The sequence below is a fragment of the Mesorhizobium sp. B2-3-6 genome, from assembly GCF_006442305.1.
In the GTDB taxonomy this organism is placed as follows: Bacteria; Pseudomonadota; Alphaproteobacteria; order Rhizobiales; family Rhizobiaceae; genus Mesorhizobium.
Genome location: NZ_VFVW01000003.1, coordinates 102,145 through 121,347, shown reverse-complemented (window position 1 = coordinate 121,347; position 19,203 = coordinate 102,145). Strand labels below are relative to the sequence as shown.

Annotated in this window: 13 protein-coding genes; 3 read left to right on the top strand and 10 right to left on the bottom strand. The window is 64.4% G+C overall.

Going from position 1 to position 19,203, the window contains the following annotated elements:
* Nucleotides 1-4: 4 nt before the first annotated feature.
* The 4 genes from FJ953_RS09740 to FJ953_RS09725 form a co-directional block, all read right to left on the bottom strand.
* A complete protein-coding gene (locus FJ953_RS09740) occupies nucleotides 5-1,531 on the bottom strand; it encodes an ABC-F family ATP-binding cassette domain-containing protein (RefSeq protein ID WP_140624132.1) in 1,527 nt (508 codons plus the stop codon).
* Between the two features lie 415 nt (nucleotides 1,532-1,946).
* Nucleotides 1,947-5,108, bottom strand: coding sequence for an excinuclease ABC subunit UvrB (gene uvrB, locus FJ953_RS09735; RefSeq protein WP_140624130.1), 3,162 nt, complete (start codon nucleotides 5,106-5,108; stop codon nucleotides 1,947-1,949).
* Nucleotides 5,109-5,235: 127 nt separating this feature from the next.
* Nucleotides 5,236-6,894 (bottom strand): DUF2778 domain-containing protein, encoded by a 1,659-nt coding sequence (locus FJ953_RS09730; RefSeq protein ID WP_140567039.1) that lies wholly within the window; start codon nucleotides 6,892-6,894, stop codon nucleotides 5,236-5,238.
* A 618-nt stretch (nucleotides 6,895-7,512) separates the two neighbouring features.
* Nucleotides 7,513-8,766 carry a hypothetical protein gene (locus FJ953_RS09725; RefSeq protein WP_140495988.1) on the bottom strand — a complete coding sequence of 418 codons (1,254 nt, stop codon included), beginning with the start codon at nucleotides 8,764-8,766 and terminating at the stop codon, nucleotides 7,513-7,515.
* 143 nt (nucleotides 8,767-8,909) lie between these two features.
* On the opposite strand from FJ953_RS09725, the gene FJ953_RS09720 reads away from it, so the two are divergent.
* Nucleotides 8,910-9,938: a CapA family protein gene (locus FJ953_RS09720; protein WP_140624128.1), complete on the top strand. Its 1,029-nt coding sequence runs from the start codon at nucleotides 8,910-8,912 to the stop codon at nucleotides 9,936-9,938.
* A gap of 183 nt (nucleotides 9,939-10,121) precedes the next feature.
* Nucleotides 10,122-11,072, top strand: a complete 951-nt coding sequence (locus tag FJ953_RS09715; protein ID WP_181171614.1) for a DUF3137 domain-containing protein — start codon at nucleotides 10,122-10,124, stop codon at nucleotides 11,070-11,072.
* A gap of 16 nt (nucleotides 11,073-11,088) precedes the next feature.
* Here FJ953_RS09715 and FJ953_RS09710 read toward each other — a convergent pair whose 3' ends face one another.
* The 3 genes from FJ953_RS09710 to FJ953_RS09700 form a co-directional block, all read right to left on the bottom strand.
* A complete protein-coding gene (locus FJ953_RS09710) occupies nucleotides 11,089-11,583 on the bottom strand; it encodes a DUF2314 domain-containing protein (RefSeq protein ID WP_140624125.1) in 495 nt (164 codons plus the stop codon).
* Between the two features lie 152 nt (nucleotides 11,584-11,735).
* Nucleotides 11,736-12,251 carry a hypothetical protein gene (locus tag FJ953_RS09705; RefSeq protein WP_140624123.1) on the bottom strand — a complete coding sequence of 172 codons (516 nt, stop codon included), beginning with the start codon at nucleotides 12,249-12,251 and terminating at the stop codon, nucleotides 11,736-11,738.
* Nucleotides 12,252-12,459: 208 nt separating this feature from the next.
* Complete coding sequence (locus FJ953_RS09700) at nucleotides 12,460-13,590, bottom strand: hypothetical protein (protein ID WP_140582113.1); 1,131 nt, start codon at nucleotides 13,588-13,590, stop codon at nucleotides 12,460-12,462.
* A 796-nt stretch (nucleotides 13,591-14,386) separates the two neighbouring features.
* Between FJ953_RS09700 and FJ953_RS09695 the strand changes: the two genes are divergently transcribed.
* Nucleotides 14,387-15,325: a diacylglycerol kinase family protein gene (locus tag FJ953_RS09695; protein ID WP_140560627.1), complete on the top strand. Its 939-nt coding sequence runs from the start codon at nucleotides 14,387-14,389 to the stop codon at nucleotides 15,323-15,325.
* A 90-nt stretch (nucleotides 15,326-15,415) separates the two neighbouring features.
* Here the strand turns inward: FJ953_RS09695 and FJ953_RS09690 are convergent, their stop codons facing one another.
* Genes FJ953_RS09690 through FJ953_RS09680 form a run of 3 tightly spaced genes read right to left on the bottom strand, consistent with a single transcriptional unit; the run spans nucleotide 15,416 to nucleotide 19,157 of the window.
* A complete protein-coding gene (locus tag FJ953_RS09690) occupies nucleotides 15,416-16,333 on the bottom strand; it encodes an NAD(P)-dependent oxidoreductase (RefSeq protein WP_140624121.1) in 918 nt (305 codons plus the stop codon).
* Nucleotides 16,330-17,544, bottom strand: coding sequence for a mandelate racemase/muconate lactonizing enzyme family protein (locus tag FJ953_RS09685; RefSeq protein ID WP_140495981.1), 1,215 nt, complete (start codon nucleotides 17,542-17,544; stop codon nucleotides 16,330-16,332). The genes FJ953_RS09690 and FJ953_RS09685 overlap by 4 nt, the downstream gene beginning before the upstream one ends.
* Entirely contained in the window at nucleotides 17,541-19,157 is a 1,617-nt protein-coding gene (locus FJ953_RS09680) for a GMC family oxidoreductase N-terminal domain-containing protein (RefSeq protein ID WP_140624119.1), read from the bottom strand. Before FJ953_RS09680 ends, FJ953_RS09685 begins: the two co-directional genes overlap by 4 nt.
* Between the last annotated feature and the right edge of the window lie 46 nt (nucleotides 19,158-19,203).

Sequence of the window (19,203 nt, the reverse complement as noted above, 5' to 3'; positions counted from 1 at the left end):
CGATCTATCCCGCCCCTTCAGCCACTGAGCGGAAGAACTCCTCGGGATCGTCGACTTCGGTCAGCCGCCGCCTCTCGATCAGCCAGAAGCGGTTGCCGATGGCACGGATGAAGGAGCGATCGTGCGAGGCGAGCACGCAACTTGCCTGGTGCTTGAGCAATTCCTCCTCCAGCGCTTCCTGGCCGTCGATGTCGAGATGGTTGGTCGGCTCGTCGAGCAGGTAGAAGTTGGGGTTGGCGAGCCTGAGCGCCAGCATCATCAGCCGAGCTTTCTGCCCGCCGGACAAGACGCCGATCTTTCTCTCCTGCATCTCGATGCCGACGCCGGCGCCAGCGAGCAGCGAGCGGGCGCGCTGTTCGCCGACATCGTAACGGCGCGACACCATGGCCAGTGGCGTATCGTCGCCGCCGATGCCGGACAGCGCCTGGTCGCTGTGGCCGAGCACCGTCGACGGCGTCACCTTCACGTTCTGAACCGTGTCGGGTTCGATAATGGCGTTGCGGATCAGCGTGACGAAGCGCGACTTGCCAACGCCGTTGCGGCCAAGCAGCACGATGCGGTCGCCCTGGCAGATGTGGCGCTTGCCGGTCCTGAACAAGAGCGTGCCGTCAGGCGTTTCCACCGCCGCGTCGTCGAGCGTGATCAGCACCTTGGCGTGCGTGCCGCGATTGGCCAGCCGGATCGCCCCCGCCGATTTCTCGTGATGCGCCGGGGCCGCCGCGTCCTCAAGTCGCTCCGCGCGCTGCTTGAGCTGCTTGGTCTTGACCGTGAGAAGGTCGCTGCCCGAATTGATGCCGATATTGTTGAGCTTGGCGGCCTGGCGTCGCAAGTGCTGCGCCACCTTCATGTCGCGCTGGAATTTTCGCTCCGTCGAGGCATCGACCTCATCGAGGGCCTGCCGGGCGCGGGAGTAGGGAAGGGAAAACACCGGCGACTGGTCCGGGCGCAGGAACAACGTGCGGTTGGTGGCGGCGTCGAGAAAGGCGCGGTCGTGGCTGGCGATCACCACCGGCACCTCTCGCGGTAGCGCGTTCAGCCAAGTTTCGAGCTGGCTGATGCGGGCAAGGTCGAGATGGTTGGTCGGTTCGTCGAGCAGCAGCATGTCGGGATCGGTGACCCAGACACGCGCGATCAGTGCCAGCCTCTGCCAGCCGCCGCTCAGCGCCTGCATCTCTCGCTCGCGCATCGCCTCAGGAACGTCGAGCGAATCCAGCACCACATTGACACGCCATAGTTCGCTTTCGGCTTGCTCGGGCGGCAAAGCGTCAGCCACCACCTGATGAAAGCTGCGGCCAAGCAGGGCAGCAGGAACGGACTGCTCGACATGGCCGACGCGCAAGCCGCGCGTGCGGGTAATGTCGCCGCAGGTCGGCTCCATCTCGCCGGCCAGGCATTTGAGCAAGGTCGACTTGCCGCGACCGTTGGCGGCAACGATGCCGAGCCGGTCGCCGCTGCCGATGGTGAGGTCGAGATTGGAAAAGAGCGGCGCACTCATCGTGACGCCGAGGGATTTGAGGCTGATCAGGGCCATGTCGATTTCTCTGGTCTATCCGGAAAGTCCGGCTCAATGCACTTTGTCAGTGCGCAAGCGGCCATCAGGCTCGGCAATGCGCACCACGAAGGGCAGACCAAAAAATCGAAGCGGGAAAAACCCGGACCGTCCCTGGTCAGCCCTGCAAGCAAGCTCGCAGGGCGGAAATCGGGCCACGCTGACGATGGTGATCGATAAACACGCAGCCCTCCTTTCAAGACGTTTGAGTGTGGGGACTGAGTACACCAAAGGTCATGCGCTGGGCAAGAGGAGGGTAGTGTCGAGCGGGGCGCTGAAGCTGCCAATCTCCCCACTCGTGGGGAGATGTCCGGTCCACCCTCCGCAGCTGCAGCGCAGCTGCTGCGGAGGACGGGCAGGACAGTGGGGGCGCCGTCCCGCCGGCATTTCGAACGAACTACTTTCCGGGCCGTCCTGTCTTCGCGGGCCGGCGCTTTTCGCGGCGGGCGTCGCCGGGGTCTTCATAAGAACCAATGCCGGCGCGTTGGCGCACGACGGGTTTGTCCTCGCGTTCCTTCGCGCCCCCGTCTGTCCTGCCGGCCCCAACAACGGGGGAGATCGGCTGAGGCTTCGCCGGCACTTTTCCCTCGACCGGTTTCTCGGTGCGGCGCACGGTCATCTCGTCGAGAGAGTTTTTCTTGAACAGCGGTTTGGTCGGCTCGCCGGGAATGCCGAAATCCGAGCCGTGTGCTTCGGACGCCGATTGTTTCTTGAACAGCGAGCGCGACACCGCACCGGCCGGCGTCGGCATGTCGGTGCCGGGACCCATATCGTCGATCGACGGTTTGGCGAACAGCGGCTTCTTCACCGGCACCGCGCCATCGGCACCCATCTCGTCGAGATCGGGCTTGCGGAAGAGGTTGGGCCGGGCAGCCTTGGCTGCCTCTTCGGCGGCGCGTGCTTCGTCGAGCTTGCGGAAACGCTCCTGTTCCTCCGATGTACGATGCCTGGCCACGCCCTTGTTGTGCTTGCCTTTTTCGCGGCCCGAGACCGGACTTTCCATATCGGCGTATTTGGCCAGCGGATCGTCGGAGATCGACATCTCCATCTCACGCAGCCGCTTGATCTCGTCGCGAATGCGGGCCGCCTTCTCGAAATCGAGGTTGGCGGCGGCGTCGCGCATCTGCTTCTCCAGCGCGTCCAGATGGGCCTTGAGGTTGTTGCCCATCATGGCGCCGGCGCTGTCGGTGAACTGTGAGATGTCGGCGCGGACATGGTCCTTCTCGTAGACCGAATCCAGAATGTCGGAGATGCGCGACTTGACCGATTCCGGCGTGATGCCGTTGGCGGCGTTCCACTCCATCTGCTTTTCGCGACGGCGATTGGTCTCGGCCATGGCGCGTTCCATCGAGCCGGTGACCTGGTCGGCATAGAGGATAACCTTGCCATCGACATTGCGGGCGGCGCGGCCGATGGTCTGGATCAGCGACGTCTCCGAGCGCAAAAAACCTTCCTTGTCGGCGTCGAGTATGGCGACGAAGCCGCATTCGGGGATGTCGAGGCCTTCGCGCAAAAGGTTGATGCCGACCAGCACGTCGAAGGCGCCGAGGCGCAAATCGCGCAGGATTTCGATACGCTCCAGCGTGTCGATGTCGGAGTGCATGTAGCGCACGCGCACGCCTTGCTCGTGCAGATATTCGGTGAGGTCCTCGGCCATGCGCTTGGTCAGCACGGTGACCAGCGTGCGGTAGCCGGCCTTGGTCGTCTCGCGGATCTCGCCGACGACATCGTCGACCTGGCTCTTGGCCGGACGCACCTCGACCGGCGGATCGATCAGGCCGGTCGGGCGGATGACCTGCTCGGCGAAGACGCCGCCGGACTGCTCCATCTCCCAGCCGCCGGGCGTCGCCGAAACGGCGATCGAAGACGGGCGCATGGCGTCCCATTCCTCGAAGCGAAGTGGCCGGTTGTCCATGCAGGACGGCAGCCGGAAACCGTATTCGGCCAGCGTCGCCTTGCGCCGGAAGTCGCCGCGATACATGCCGCCGATCTGCGGCACGGTGACGTGGCTCTCGTCGATGAAGACCAGCGCGTTATCGGGAATGTATTCGAACAGCGTCGGCGGCGGATCGCCCGGCTGGCGGCCGGTCAGATAGCGCGAATAGTTCTCGATACCGGCGCAGGAGCCGGTGGCTTCCAGCATCTCGAGGTCGAAACGGGTGCGCTGTTCCAGGCGCTGTGCTTCGAGCAGACGGCCGGCCCGTTCGAGTTCCGCCAGCCGGTGCTTGAGCTCTTCCTTGATCGACTTGATCGCCTGGTTCAGCGTCGGGCGCGGCGTCACATAGTGCGAATTGGCGTAGATCTTGACGCTTTTCAGCTCGCCTGTCTTCTGGCCGGTCAGCGGGTCGAATTCGGTGATCGCCTCGATCTCGTCGCCGAACATGGAGATGCGCCAGGCGCGATCCTCAAGGTGGGCCGGGAAGATCTCGATCGTGTCGCCGCGCACGCGGAACGAGCCGCGCACGAAATTGATGTCCTGGCGCTTGTATTGCTGGGCGACGAGGTCGGCGAGCAGAGCGCGCTGGTCGAGCCGGTCGCCGATCTGCATCTGGAAGGTCATAGCCGTATAGGTCTCGACCGAGCCGATACCGTAGATGCAGGAGACCGAAGCGACGATGATGACGTCGTCGCGTTCGAGCAGCGAGCGCGTCGCCGAGTGGCGCATCCGGTCGATCTGCTCGTTGATGGAGGATTCCTTCTCGATGAAGGTGTCGGTGCGCGGAACGTAGGCTTCCGGCTGGTAATAGTCGTAGTAGGAGACGAAATACTCCACCGCATTGTCGGGGAAGAATTTCTTGAACTCGGAATAAAGCTGCGCCGCCAGCGTCTTGTTCGGCGCCAGGATCAAGGCGGGACGCTGCGTCTCCTCGATCACCTTGGCCATGGTGAAGGTCTTGCCCGAGCCGGTGACGCCGAGCAGCACCTGCGTGCGGTCGTTGTTTTGGACGCCCTCGACCAAGTCCTTGATGGCGGTCGGCTGGTCGCCGGCCGGCTCGAAATCCGACACCATCTTGATGATGATCCCGCCCTCGGACTTTTCCGGCCGGGCAGGCCGGTGCGGCGTCCACAGCACGCCGTCCTTGTGCAGCGGATTGCCGGATTCAATCAATGCCGAGAGAGCCGCCACCGTCGCGGTGACGCCGCTCGACGTCATCGTCTCGGCTTCCTCGAGCGAGACGTCGAGGCCGGCGACGGGATTGAGGCCGGCCGCCGCGCGCTCGCGGGCTGTCGCCGCGCCGCCCATCGAGGTGCCACGCGCCGTGCGCCCGGGCGCTGCGGAGCGCTCGGGGATCTTCTTCGACGGCTTCGGCGACTTGCCGCCGTCCTTGCCGGCCTGGCGCCCTTCGCGTTCGGCTTCCTGCTCGATCTGCTCGGCCCAGTCCGCGACCGAACCGGTGAGCGGCGTGCCCGACAGTTCGGGCTGCGGCATCTCGGCGAAGCCGCCTTTGTGCAGCGGTTCCGAGGCGTCGAGGAAATCGGTCAGCGGGCTGCGCCGCTTGGGCGCGGCGCGGTCGTCATTCGCCGTCGACGGCGTTCTCTTTTCGGTGGATTTGACCATGGCCGGAATATGGGAGGTCTTGGCGAAAATGGAAAGAGCGCGATCAGCCGAGGCGCATCTCCAGATGCAGCTCCTGACAGAAGGCTGTCAGGAGGAGGCAAGTGCCGGTGATGCCTGCCTATTGCGGTCAGGCGCCGCGTGCGTTGTCCGCCACGCGTGTCGGCGATCCGTTCAGGCGCGGCACTACGACGAGGCGCTTGATTTTGCCCTTCTTGAAGGCGGCGAGGAAGCGCGCATAGTCCTTGAAGGCGACGCATCCACTGGACTGTGCGTAGCGGCCCCGAAGCAGGTAGGTGTGGGCCAGCAGCCCGTCGCGGTTGTATTTATTGCGGCCATCGACGGGTGTCAGACGCAAAGCCTCGACACCATGAAAGCGCGACTCGCGCAAGGACAGATTGTAGGTGTTGGGCGGTGTCGGTCCGCGGTTCTTCTGATCGGCATAGCGCGGCTGGTCCGCCATGGCGCCGATGCCCGAATGCGCTTCGAGCCTCGAACCGTCGGGCATGTAGACGGTCTTGGCGCTGATGTCATAGATGGCGACACCGCTGCCGGCTCCGCTCCTGGAGCCGCCCGGCGCGTTGAACAGGTTCCTGAACGCCTGGCCGAGGCCGCCCGAAGGCGTGTCTGGCTTTGCATAGGCCAACGCGTCGCCGCCATCCGCCGGCCGGCCCTGCCGGGCCGGCTTTGCCGGCTGGGCTTGCTGGATCGGCTTTGCCGGCTGGGCTTGCTGGACCGGCTTTGTCTGAGGTGCCGGCTTCTGCTGCACGACCTTGGGCTGTTGAGTCGGCTTTTCCTGCTCCACGGACTTCAACGGCTCCGGCGCGTCGAATTGCGGCCGACGGGTCGGCAGCGGCACGTCATCGGTGAGCGCGTCGGGCAAGGCCGCGGCATCGCCCGGCTGTTCCTGCTGGGTTTCGACAGGCGAAACCGCGACATCGGCCGAAGAGTCCGTCATCGGCAATGGCGAGGCGAATGCCTCGTCCTCGACAGGCAGCGAGCGGGCAAGCGCGAGGGCCAGTTGCGAATTGTCCGGCGTGCCGGCATCCGGCTGGGCAAAATGCATCGGCTGCGGCGCTGTCTGGACAACCACCGAGCCGGTGTCGATCCGGGCGAAGCGCTCCGCCGCGGGTGCCGGCAAGTCTTCAGACAGGCTGGCGACGAGCTTGGCGCCCGGCACCAGCGATGCCTCGGCGACCTGTGGAGCGGAGGTCGAGATGATAGGACGGGCGGGTGCGCCGGCCGTGGCCACGGGCTTGGCCGCGTTGGCGAAGGCGGCGGCGAGCTTGCTTGGCGAGAGAGATGCTTCCATGCGCTCGAAGCGCTCCTGCGAGGTCGTCTTGGCGACCGGGACAGGGTGTGCCGTGGACGCGGCCACGAGGCGCGCCGACTTTTCCGCCCGAGGAGCGAGCGCGGCCAGCCTGAAGCATCCGGAGCCGCATTGCACGGCGTGGTTCTGCAGCGCCTGCGTGCCGCCATCGGCGTTGGCCAGTGCGAATGGCGCAGCGGGCATCAGGAAATGCTGTTTCAGCGGATCGGCAAGAGCGAGCGAGCCCGGCATGGCCAGCCTCTGCGGCAGGACACTCGACGTCGACCACAGCGAAGCGCCGACTGAGCTCAGACCAGCCATTGTCCCGACCAGCCACAGGCCAACGGCAGCGCTGACGCCGGGCACGGCGACCCAGCGGACGATCCGCTTAGAGTTGAAGGATGAGGCACGTGACGCGTTGTCGGCAGCTTCGCCGTCCCAACGCCTGTCCCCGACAATTTTCTTACTCAAGAACGCCATTCAACCAATCTTGCTCCAATCGGCTCCCACGTCCGCGGCTGTGATAGCCGCGACGACCATTCTGTGAGTGATCCCAGGTGGTCCCCGACGCGTTTGCCGCGCCTGTCTTTGGTTGCCGATTGCTTCAAAATATGGACAAAGTTGGTTAACCAATCCCTCTCAAAACCAACCGAGAGACGTGGACTTTGTGCCAAAAAAGGCTCGTCCACGACCATGAACGCGGTATTGCAGCCCTTCCAAGAGTATTTTGCTGCCTGCTTTTAACGGCCGAGTCAAGCAAAACAGCTCTCGCTAATTGAAGCGAATGGCCGTTTCAGCGGGGCCGCGACGGTGGCGCGTGTCATTCCGTACTCCCGAGAAGGCCCAGCGCGTCGCCCCAAAACTGCTACCCGCCCGCCGCAGATAACCGGCCCGTACCGCGGTTTCGCGGCGACCATTGATCGGCCACCGTGTTGGCGCGGCGGTTCGCGCCGGAGGAGGCGGAAGCGGTGCTGTACCAAGGCGCGATTTTCTAGGGTTTGCAATGGAGCTTCTACCTCCCCCTTGTGGGGAGGTTGGACCGCAGGTCCGGTTGGGGGGCTGGCGCTGACCGCCCAGGAACGCAGCCCTCTTGGGCCCTCAGTTGAACCACAGCGCAAACGTCAGGAAGCCACCGCCGCCGAACTCGCTCTGGATCTGGTCGAAATCGTCGCTGGTCAGGATCCTGCCGCTTTCGAGATAGGGCGCGATGGCCGGGCCGGTGATCGACAGCACCAGGTCGAAGGGTTTCGGCTCGTCGAAGAAGCGCTTCATGTTGATGCCCTTGCCGGTGATGCGGAAATGCGGCAGCAGCACGCGGCCTTCGAGCAGGTCCTCGGCCATGGTCAAGGTGGCGAGCCAGGCCGCGACCTGCTGCTCTCCGACTTCGAGGCCGGTGAGCGGGTTTTCGCCCTTCTGTTGCGGTCCCGGCAGCCATTCGCGGTCATTGTCGGTCTCGGCGCGGATCGCCTTCCAGTCCTCGCGCGACAGCCGGATCATCTCCAGCAGGTGACGGCGCGCCGCCTGCCGCCGCTCGGGCTCGACCACCGGCCAGTTGACGAGATGCACCAGCGAGATGAAATCGGCGATGCGCCATTCCGAGGAGAAGATGCTGCTGCCCATGTCGCCAGCCGGCGGAACGAGGATGTCCTGCAACGGCAGTTTTGCGCGCGGGAAGAGCATGTGGAAGGAACCGTCGAACGTGCTCCTGAAATCATGCGCCAGCCAGAAATCGGCCTGCGCCATCAGGAACTCGGCATAGCCCTGCAGCCAATAACCGTCGGCGCGGTCGAAGCGGAAGGTGAGCGCAGGCGCGGCATCGTCGGGCGCCACGCCGCGCGACAGCGAGGCCATTATGGCGGCAATGCTTTCGTCCGGCGCGATCGTGCCGTCCTCGTTAAGGTCGATGCCGACTTGGGTGAGGTCAATGACAATGCCGATATCGGCATCGGCAGGCACCGAGCCCAGCGTGGCTGCGGATTTCTCGAGCCGGTTGCGGAAGGCGACCAATATGGCGCGGAACTGTTCGTAGGTCAGCGGTTCGGGGTTCGGGTTTTCCGGCACAGGCAGCCGCATCAGCGGCAGCATGAAGGATCGCGGGCTCTCGAAGCCGTGGCGGTGCAGGCCGCTGGCCAGCAATTCCAGCGCGGTGAAGAATTCGCCGGCGCCGGCGGCATAGGCGGATGCCGGGTCGGTGGATGCGGCTGCCTCCAGCGTCGAGAGCGCCGTGTCGCGCGCGACCACGGTTTTGGCCTCGAACAGAGCGGCCGCGGTTTCGGGCATGGCGGCCTGCGCCGAAGACATCGGCAGAACCAGAGCAAGTGCCAATGCCAGCAGGCTTGCCAGTGGTGTCATTTTCCCCCTCCCATGCGCGTCGTGCCGGCAATCATACACGCATTTGCAATGCCGCGTCTGCCGGGCGCTGATGCATGATTGCCATTGGCTGGCTTCAACGCGCCCGGCAGACGGTCTACACAGGGCAAACGATTGGACATCGCGTGTCGAACTATCCGCTCTCCTACAAACTGTCGTGGCTGCCGCGATTCCTGAAACCGTCGCTGTCCGGTGGTGTGCAAGGCTTCGCGCCCCTGGCCGGAACGATGGTGGATCGGGCGCCGAAACGGACGGTGCGGCTCGCCTTCGTCGGCGACATTTCGGCGGTGGCCAACCGCAGCGCGCCCGACTGTGATCCGGTGATCAAAACGCTGCTTGGCGCGGCCGACCTGGTGATCGGCAATTGCGAAAGCCCGATCGTGGACAAGCCAAGCGCCGTGCTCGGCACCAGGCTCGGCACCCATCACGCGATGAGCGAGCGCTTTCTCGGCGACGCGTTGGCGGCAGTCGGCATCTCGCGTGAAAGACTGGTGCTGTCGCTGGCCAACAACCATGTGCTCGACCAGGGCGTCGCCGGTTTCGATGAGACCGTGGCGGCGCTGAAGCGGCTCGGTATCGGCACTATTGGCCTCGCCGGCAACAGCCCGGTGCAGCCTGTCGAAGTCGGGCCGCTGACTGTCGGGTTCGCCGCCTTCACGCTGTGGCGCAATGCGGGCGAGGACCTGTTCGCCGGCCGCGTTTCGATGGAAAGCGATATTGCCCGCCGGCGAGGTGACGGGTTCGATCTCCTCTGCGCCGTGCCGCATTGGGATTGGGAGTTCCGCCACTTTCCGCGCGCCGAAACGCGGACACTGGCGAAGCGCCTGGCAGGGCAGGGCGTCGGGCTGATTGCCGGCCACCATGCCCATGTCGTGCAGCCGGTGGAGCGGATCGGCGATACGATCGTCGCCTATGGACTTGGCGATTTCCTCGGCACCGCCCTTGTCCGCCAACCTTGGCCGGGACGCATTGGCGGGATTCTTGTCGCCGACGTCAGCGCCGATGCGGGAACGCAGGGGTCAGTCGTTTCCTACCGGATGCATCCCTTTGTGCGGCTGCGCGCCGGGGATCATGAGCGGCTGGCGCCAGTGGAGGGATTGGAGGCCCGCATGCGTGACAAGGTGGAGAGGCGGTTGAGCGCGGTCTTTCCGTAACTACAGGTGGTGGACACCGGCCAAGATCGCCATGTCGGCGCTTTTCCAAGCGCTGATGATTGGAGAAATGAGGGGCCGCGCAAGCATCTGTTGAAGAGGCGCCACAGTCGATACTTCAGACAAAACCGGCTATCATGAACCGGTCCAGGCAAGCAGGGGGTGGCGGTGGAAACAGCGGATTTCATGCCTGGCGACGCCGTGATTGCCGGCATCCGGAAAAACGTCGAGGCTTATGAAGCGGCGCGGGCCTCCGTGGTGCGGCAGGTACGCTGGCGGGTGCCGCTGTTCGTCGGTTTGGTGCTGGCGACGGTGGTGCTGATCGCCTGGCTGTTCAACAAGGTCGCCGATCCCAACGAGCAATGGTTCTCGACGCCGCACGTATTCCTCTATGTCGCCGGCTTCGCGGTTTCGATCCTGCTCTATTTCCAGGCGATGAAGCCGGCGACGCGGCTGCAGCAATCATTTCGGCAAACACTGCTGCCCATCATCTTCGGCTTCATCCGCGACGTGCGTTACGCGCATGGCGGGGGGCCAAATTCCTTCGACCGGCTGCCGCGTGAGGCGGTCGGGCCGTTCAACCGGCAGTCGTTCGACGATGTCGTTTCCGGCCGCTACGAAGAGTTTCCGTTCGAGCTCTACGAAGCGGAACTGCGGGAAGGGACAGGCAAGGGCCCATCGACGGCCTTCAAAGGCGTGATCGTCGCCTTCGAAGCCATCGAACCGTTTCCGGGAATATTGGTGGCGACGCGGCGCACCAACGCGGTCGTCGGCTTCTTCCGTGGCATGTTCGCCAGCAAGATGCAGGAACTGTCATCCGGCGTGCCGGAACTCGATGCCTCCTATGAGTTCCGCACCGACAATGCCGAGGCGGCGCAGCCATTGGTGAGCGGCCGGTTGGCGCAAGCGCTGAAATGGCTGGGCGAAACCTGGCCGGAGGAACCGGCGCGCGTGGCCCTCAACGGCAGCGACGGTTTTCTGCTCCTGCCGCAGGCGAAGAATTTCTTCGAACTGCCCGCCATTTCGGTGCCACTGGACTACCAAGCCCATGTCGAGCCGGTGATATCGGACATGGGCGCGATGCTGGCGACGGCAGCGCTGGTGCGCAAGATCGGCGCCAGGGACGAAGCGGCTTGATCAGCCGGCGTTCCCGTCAGCAATCGAAGCCGTACTTTCCGCGCATATTGTCCGCCTCTTCTTTCGACATTCGCTTGAACATTACGCAGATCGTGAAGCTGCCGACCTGACGGCCGTCCCGCGTATATCCCCAGTCGGAAATGTCGTCCCTGGTGAATTCTATGTTCTGACCGAGCACGACATTGTGCACTGCCTCCGGCTCATTGGCTAATATGCCGACAAACCCTGTCCCGGCACGGCGGAACGGTATGACCCAGAAGTGCTCGGTGACTTGCCCCTCCCGCACCTTGACCTTCAATTTGAACCTGCCTGTGCCGGAGGGAGGCATTTCGGACAATGCCAGGAATTCATCCAGGCCAGCGAGCGCCTGCTTGGTCGCCGCAGCCATGTCGGGATCGCCCGGAGCGAAGATGATCCCCTTGTCGTCACCCGGATCCACGCCTTGCGCGCCGACCGATCCCGGAGCAAGCGCCAGCATCAAGGCTGCCGCAGTTCGGACCGCTGGTTTCATGGAAGGCCCCCCTTCATCATTGCGGTCGACACAATGCTGCATCGCTATCCGATTTGCAACCTTGGCGCGAGTTTGCCTCTTCAGGTCCAAAGGTGGCGGCGGCCGTCGATGACAAGACCGGCATGGTGACGTCGGTGAAGAAGGCTTCGTCCCTACAGCTTACTCGGCACCAGGCCAGCCAGCCAGTTGGCCGACCGCTTGGCCATGTCGGCGGTCGCCGATACAGCGCGGCCAAGATCGGTCTTGACGACGGCATAGCCGTTTTTCGTACGATAGAGCACGCCGGTGCCGCCATCGACCACCTGTTCATAGGCGACCGGCCGCGCGGCGGCCGCTTCCATCGCCGTCGTCGGCGAGCCGACCGGGACCGTCGGCCTGTGGCTCAGCTCGGGCGGCAGCGTCGGTTCAACGGCGCGGCTGGCGGGCCTCAGCTCCGGGCGCGAAGCCGTCGCGGCCAGTTGCGAGGAGGGCGCGGAACCTTTCGCGCGGCAGATGCCAGAGACGAGCGGATAGTTAAAATTGCGCTCGTGCAGCATCTGGCTCTTCATCGCCGCTTCGCACTCGGCGATGGTCGACCACTTGGCCGGCGTCTCGCCGATATATTCGCAAAGCTTGGCGTCGCAGTCGCAGCCGACGATGGTCATGGCGACAAGGGCGGTCTTGATCACGGTCTCGTCCCCTCGATGTGCCCCTCGGCAGCCCATTCAGGTGCATGTCGCTGTCCAAACCGGTCCCTGAGCGGAGCCCGCGGGCACGCTTTGGGCGACATGCGACAGTCCATCGCCCGCGAACAAGGCGGGATTTGGCCGCGATTGTGAAATGAGCGTGGCGTGGCGCTCCAGACTGCGGTTCTCGGCGGAGCGAGGCGGAAAGGCCTCAGTAGTCGTAGACGTGCTCCAGCCTGGCGCCTGACTTGATCAGCGCCGGCAATACCAGATGCAGCCTGGGTACGGCTACGACCATGCCGGTGCGGCGTGTCGATGGATCGGCCGGCAGCGGATAGCTGAACAGGATGCGCATGCCTTCGGGGACGGCGATCGAATCCGTGGAGAGCACGGTGATCATGATCTCGTCGTTGCCGCCGATCTCGACGAATGAGACGCCCTTGTCGATCAGGCGCGGAATCATGTCGGTGAACATCTGGTAGCGCTTGGTGACGAAAACGGTGCCGTCGGGGCCGTAGTCGCGTTCGAGCAAGGTGTCGGCTTCGTTGCGCGTCGCTTCGCCGACCGGTCCCTTGGCCCAGACGTGGATGTCGAGCAAGGCCGGATCGGACGTTGCCGCGAGTGCCTGCCTGATCAGGCTGGCATAGAACTGCTTGATCGTGTCGGCGAGGCCGAAGGCAAGCTTTCGTTCGCTGGAGCGCACGGCGCTGTCGCCCGGCGCCGGCTGGACCGCGAAAAGCCCGGCGCGCTTCTCGGCATAGGGAAACTGGTACCACGGCCCCTGGTCGAGGAAGGCGGCGTATTCGGCCGCCACCTTGCCCTGGTAGATGTCAGTCGCCGTGCGCCTGCCCGCAATCGCCTCGGTGATGCGGCCGACCGTGTTTTCATAAGCCCATTGCACGGCATGCTCGATCGTGTGGCTGGTGCCGATGACGACCGGCATCTGGTGGTTGGCGTAGTTGAACTTGTAGGCGGAGCTGGCGCGGATCACCATGGCGTAGTCCTGCCAGAAGCGGCCGACATAGGCGAAATAGGGAAAGCCGCTCGGCTGGTCCTTGGCGACGAAGCCGGCATATTCGCGCGCGGCATAGACGATGGCCCATTCCGGGTAGGTGAGGAAGGTCGATTCCTCAGGTCGCTGGTAGCCGGGGATTTCGGCGCGCACCCTGGCGGCGAGCGCCGGCTGCGGTGCACCTTCGGCGATACCCGGCAACGGTGTCTTGTCCAGCGACGGCGTCGTCAGGAAACCGTAGGCCAGCCCGGCGATCGGGATCAAGACAATGATGACGATCAGCCAGAGGATCGTCCTGATGATACGCTTCATGAAGCGAAACAGGACCATGGCCGGTCAGGCCATGGCGGCGGCAAGCTTCTGGATCAATGTCATGAAGTATCCCCCTTCAGCGAACCCGCCAGCAAACGCAAACGGACTCTGACAGGGCGATACTAACCGATTTTGGCGCGCGGTGAAGCGGCGCCCGCAACTTCGCCGGGAAGGCGCTTGAGCGGGAAGCAAAAAGACAGTCGGCGCCGGGATTTCTCCCAGCGCCTCCCTGTCAGACCAGGACACGGTCACGGCAGCAACTCCCCTAAAGTCGTCGCACCAAGCCGGCCTTGATTTTGACGGTCCTGCCAGTCGCCGCCCGAAGGCCGCGCCCGTTCCAGACCACGCCGGTCTCCACCCTTGCGGGCTTTGCCCTGCGGCCATCGAAGGTTTTTGCCGTCCTTCATGGCAGCATCGGTCCGCCGTCGGCGTTGGCACGCTTTCCGCGGCCCCGTAGGTCTCGGCTTCCGTCCCTCGAAGCAGGCGAGCCTGCTCTCGCTTCGGGCCGTACGGGCCTCAGGAAATCCGCCTTTCAGCTTCGCCTTTCGGCTGGGCGATCGGTAGCCGCCTGAGATGGGTTAAACTTACGCCGGCCAAGGATGTTGGGGAATGCCCGCGGGCCTGTGGATAGCGGGATTATCGGGGACCATTGCCAGAAGCCTCGGAATTTCAGGCACCAAGGCCTTAGACAGCCTGCCCTGCTTTTTCGGCACGCGAACCGAGAGCGCCTATTGCTCCGCCAACGGGCGCGGGCTTCAATGCCGGCAAAGGATCGGGCAGTGCGTGCCCGGCGCCTTGCGGGGAGGGATGCGCATTGAAGGTCGGGGTGGTGCTCAATCCGATTGCCGGCGGCGGCTGGCTGAAACGGCACTGGTCCGAGGTCGCCGCCTCGTTGAACAATCACTTCGGCGATTTCGAACTGCGCGAAACGCAGGCCGAAGGCGATGCCGAAAGGCTGGCGCTCGACCTCGCGGCAAACGGGTTCGACCTGGTGATCGCGGCCGGTGGCGACGGCACGGCCAGCGAGGTGGCCGACGGCCTGTTGCAGGCGTCCAAGGAAAACGGCCGCGCGTCCGAACTCGGTCTGCTGCCGTGCGGCACGGGTATCGATTTCGCGCGCGGGCTCGGCCTGCCGAAGGAGGTGGACGCGACGCTGAAGCGGATCGCCGGGGCCAAGGGCAGGGCGGTCGATGCAGGGCGCATCTGCTATATCGACGACCATGGCGCGCTGGCCAGCCGGCACTTCGTCAACATTGCGAGCCTGGGCCTCTCGGGCGCTACCGATCGCGCCGTCAACGCCGACAAGCGTAAAGGCAAGGTTGCGGCCAAGACGTTGTTCCTGTGTCGCACCGTGGTCGAATTCGCCCGCTACCGGTTCCAGGATGTAACGATTTCAGTCGATGACGGCGCGCCGGTCGAGGCGCGCATGGCGCTGGTCGCGGTAGCCAATGGCAAATTCTTCGGCGGCGGCATGATGATCGCGCCGGACGCCGAACTGACCGACGGCCAATTCGACATCGTCATCCTGCGCGCGGCCAGCAAGCTGAAGCTGATCTGGGATATCCGCCTGCTCTATGGCGGCAGGCATCGCAACCATCCGGCCATCACCATCCTGCGCGGCAAGAAAGTGGTTGTCGAACCGCTCGGCGACGTGGAAAGGAACGGCGCGCTGGTCGACATCGACGGCGAGTCGCCCGGGCGCATACCAGCGACCTTCGAGATCCTGCCCGGCGCTCTGACGCTCAGATATTGAATCAAGACGTTGCGGCTTTGATTCAGGTCGCTCCGGTCCTGATTCCAGATGAACGCTCAACCTTTTGAAACCGCTTCAAGTTTCCCGGATTCAGATTTCCAGTTTGGACGGAAAACCGGGCGCGCGCAGGTCGGCGCCGACAGCGTCCTCGAGCAATTTGACGATCTGGGTCGACCAGGCGCCGCCGCCGTAAGCCGCCTTGCCCTGCTCGAAAATCGCATTGACGCGCGATGCCAGTTCCACCGGCACACCGAAATCCCGACCCATGCCCAGCGCGAAGCCGAGATCCTTCAGCGCCAGGTCCATGGTGAAGCCGATGTCGTAGGAGCCGTTCAGGATGAGTTGGCTTTCGGTTTCGTGGACGAAGCTGTTGCCGGAGGAGGCAACGATGGCGTGATAGGCTTGGGCGAGGTCGAGCCCGCCTTGCCTGGCCAGCATCAGCGCCTCACCGGCGGCGACGAGATGGATGAAGGCCAGCATGTTGGTGATGACCTTGATCACCGCCGCCGAGCCGATCGGGCCCATCAGGAACGACTTCGCGCACAACGCATCGATGGCAGGGCGATGACGCTCGTAGAGGGCGGCATCGCCACCGACCAGCGCGGTGATTTTCCCGGCCGCCGCCAGATGCACGCCACCGGTGACCGGGCATTCCAAGGTCTCGATTCCCCTGGCCGAGGCAAGGCCCGCGAGGCGCACGATCTCGTCGCGGCCATTGGTCGACATCTCAATCCAGGTGCCGCCGGCGGGGAGGCCGTTGAGCAGTCCAACAGGCCCGGCGAGAACCGCCTCGCTGGCCTTCGGCGATGGCAGGCAAGTTATGGCATTGCCCGCCCGCTCAGCCGCCTCGGCGGGGCTGCCGGCAGCAATAGCGCCGAGCGCCACGAGGCGCTGGACGGCGGTGGGCTCCCGGTCGAACACGGTGACGGCAAAACCGTTGCGCACCAGGCTGGCGGCAAGCTTGCCGCCGAGATGGCCAAGGCCGATGAAGGCGTAGCGTTCGCTCACGGCATCAGCGGCGTTTGCATCATCTGCAAATGCAGGTCCTTGCCGGTGTAGGGGTGAGCGTCGCAGACGTCTTCGTTGAGTTCGACGCCGAGGCCAGGTTCCTTCGACGGGATGACGTTGCCGTCCTGCCACTCGATCTTCTTCTTGAGCAACGTGGCGTGGAAACCGTCCCACTGCTTCAGCGATTCCAGGATCAGGAAGTTGGGCAGCGTCACCGCCAGCTGGATGTTGGCGGCGCCGACGATCGGTCCGCAATAGCAATGCGGCGCGATCTGGATGTGGTAGGCCTCGGCCATGGCGGCGATCTTCTTGGTTTCCAGAATCCCGCCGGAGCGGCCGAGGTCCGGCTGCAATATGGTCGCGGCACGGTTCTCGATGACGCGGGCGAATTCGAACTTGGTCGTCAGGCGCTCGCCGGTGGCGATCGGGATCGAGGTCGCGCGGGCAACTTGTGCCATCACTTCGGGCATGTCGGGCGGCACCGGCTCCTCGAACCACAAGGGGTCATAGGGCTCGATGGCGCGCGCCAGGCGCAGGGCGCCGGAGGCGGTGAACTGGCCGTGCGTGCCGAACAATATGTCGGCACGCGTGCCGACCGCCTCGCGGATCGCCTTGATCATGCGGGTCGAGACATCAATGTCGAGCAGGCGCGGCTGGTGGCCGTCAAAGGCGGTGTAGGGACCGGCCGGGTCGAGCTTGACGGCATTGAAACCCTGCTCGACATATTCGAGCGCGCAGGCCGCCGCCATTTCGGGGTCGTTGTAGACATTCCTGCCGTCCGGGGCGTCCTCGGAATGGACGCTGCCGGTATGCGGATAGAGGTAAGTGTAGGAGCGCAGCGTCTCGTGCACCTGGCCGCCGAGCAGCTTGTAGACGGGTTTGTCCGCTTCCTTGCCAATAATGTCCCAGCAGGCCATTTCCAGCGCCGAGAAGCAGCCCATGCCGGACACGTCTGGCCGCTGCGTGAAGCCGGAGGAATAGGCGCGGCGAAAGAAATTCTCGATGTCGTGCGGATCGCGGCCGACGAGATAGCGCTCGGCCATGTCCTCGACCATCCTGGCCGTGACATGGGCGGAGAAGGTGGCGTTGTAGGCCTCGCCGTAACCCACCACACCGCCATCGGTGGTAAGCTTGACGAAGATGAAATACTTGCCGCCGATGCCGGGCGGCGGATTGCCGACAACCCAGGTCTTGACGTCGGTGATCTTCATTCTTGGTCCTCCAGAACCAGTTCGGCGCCTTTCCATCCGGTCAGGATCGAGGCGGCGTTGGTGTTGCCGGTTATGTTGTCGGGAAAGATCGAGGCGTCGATCACGCGCAAGCCTTCTAGCCCATGTACCTTGAGCCGCGGATCGACCACGGCGCGCGCGGGATCGGGTCCCATGCGGCAGGTCGAAACCGGATGATAGACGGTGCCGGAGCGTTTCCTGAAATCCGTGATCAGGTCGGCGTCCGAAGTGATTGATGGGCCTGGCAAAACCTCCTCCGCGATGATCTCGGCCATAGCCGGCATCGAGGCGATCTTGCGCACGAATTTCACCGCCGCCAGCATCTCCTCGACATCGGCATTGGTCGAATAGGCGTTGGCGACGATCTTGGGATGGTCCAACGGATTGCTGGAGCGGATCATGATCTCGCCGCGGCTCGACGGGCGGCAGTTGGACAAGCCGATGGAGAAGCCAGGCCAAGGGTCCGGCGTCAGGATCGGGCGCTCGCCACTCTTCGGGATGACGGTCGAAAACGCCTGGAAATAGAGCTGCATGTTGGGGCGCGAAAAGGCCGGGTCGGTGCGGAAGAAGCCACCGCCGTGGTTCATCGACAGCGACAGCGGGCCGGAACGCGTCAGGATGTACTGCATGCCGACCATGAGCTTGCCCCACCAGGGACGCAGGATCTGGTTCAGCGTCGGCAACCTGCCCTTGAAGGTGTAGTTGATGCCGACATGGTCCTGCAGATTGGCGCCGACATTCTCGTTGGCGTGAATGACCGGGATGCCCAGCCCGTGGAGCAGCGCCGCCGGACCGACGCCGGAGAGTTGCAGAAGCTGCGGCGAGTTGATCGAGCCGGCGGACAGGATGATTTCGCGGCCGGCGCGGGCCGTCTTCGTCTGGCCCTTCTGCAGATATTCGATGCCGACCGCACGCTTGCCTTCGAAAAGGATGCGGCTTGCCAGCGCGTTGGTCTCGACACGGACGTTTGCGCGCTTCATCGCCGGGCGCAGGAAGGCGCGCGCGGCCGACATGCGGCGGCCGTTGCGGGTCGAGATCTGGTAGACGCCGACGCCTTCCTGGGCAGCGCCATTGAAATCGGAGTTGAACGGCAGTCCGGCCTGCTGGCCGGCGGCGAGGTAGCGCTTCGTCAGCGGGTGGACGGCATCAGACGTATCGCTGATGTGCAGCGGGCCACCTCTGCCACGCCATCTATCGGCCCCGGCTTCATTGTCCTCCAGCGCCTTGAAGGCCGGCAGCAGGTCGTCATAGCCCCAGCCGGGATTGCCCGCGTCGCGCCAGTCGTCGAAATCCTCGCGCGCGCCGCGGATCCACACCATGGCGTTGATCGAGCTGGACCCGCCAAGCAACTTGCCGCGCGGCCAGTGGTCGACATTGCCGCCAAGACCGGGATCCGGCTCGGTCTTGTAGTTCCAGTTGACCGTGGGATCGAAGAAGGTCTTGCCGTAGCCGAGCGGCATCTGCACGTAGAAGCGGCGGTCGCTGCCGCCGGCTTCGAGCACAAGCACCGAAAAGCGGCCCGAGGCCGACAATTTATCGGCGAGCACCGAACCGGCCGAGCCGGAGCCGACGATGATGAAGTCGTAGGTCTGCATGATGGGTATGGCCGGCTCCGGAAATCTGGCCGCAGCCTAGACGGGG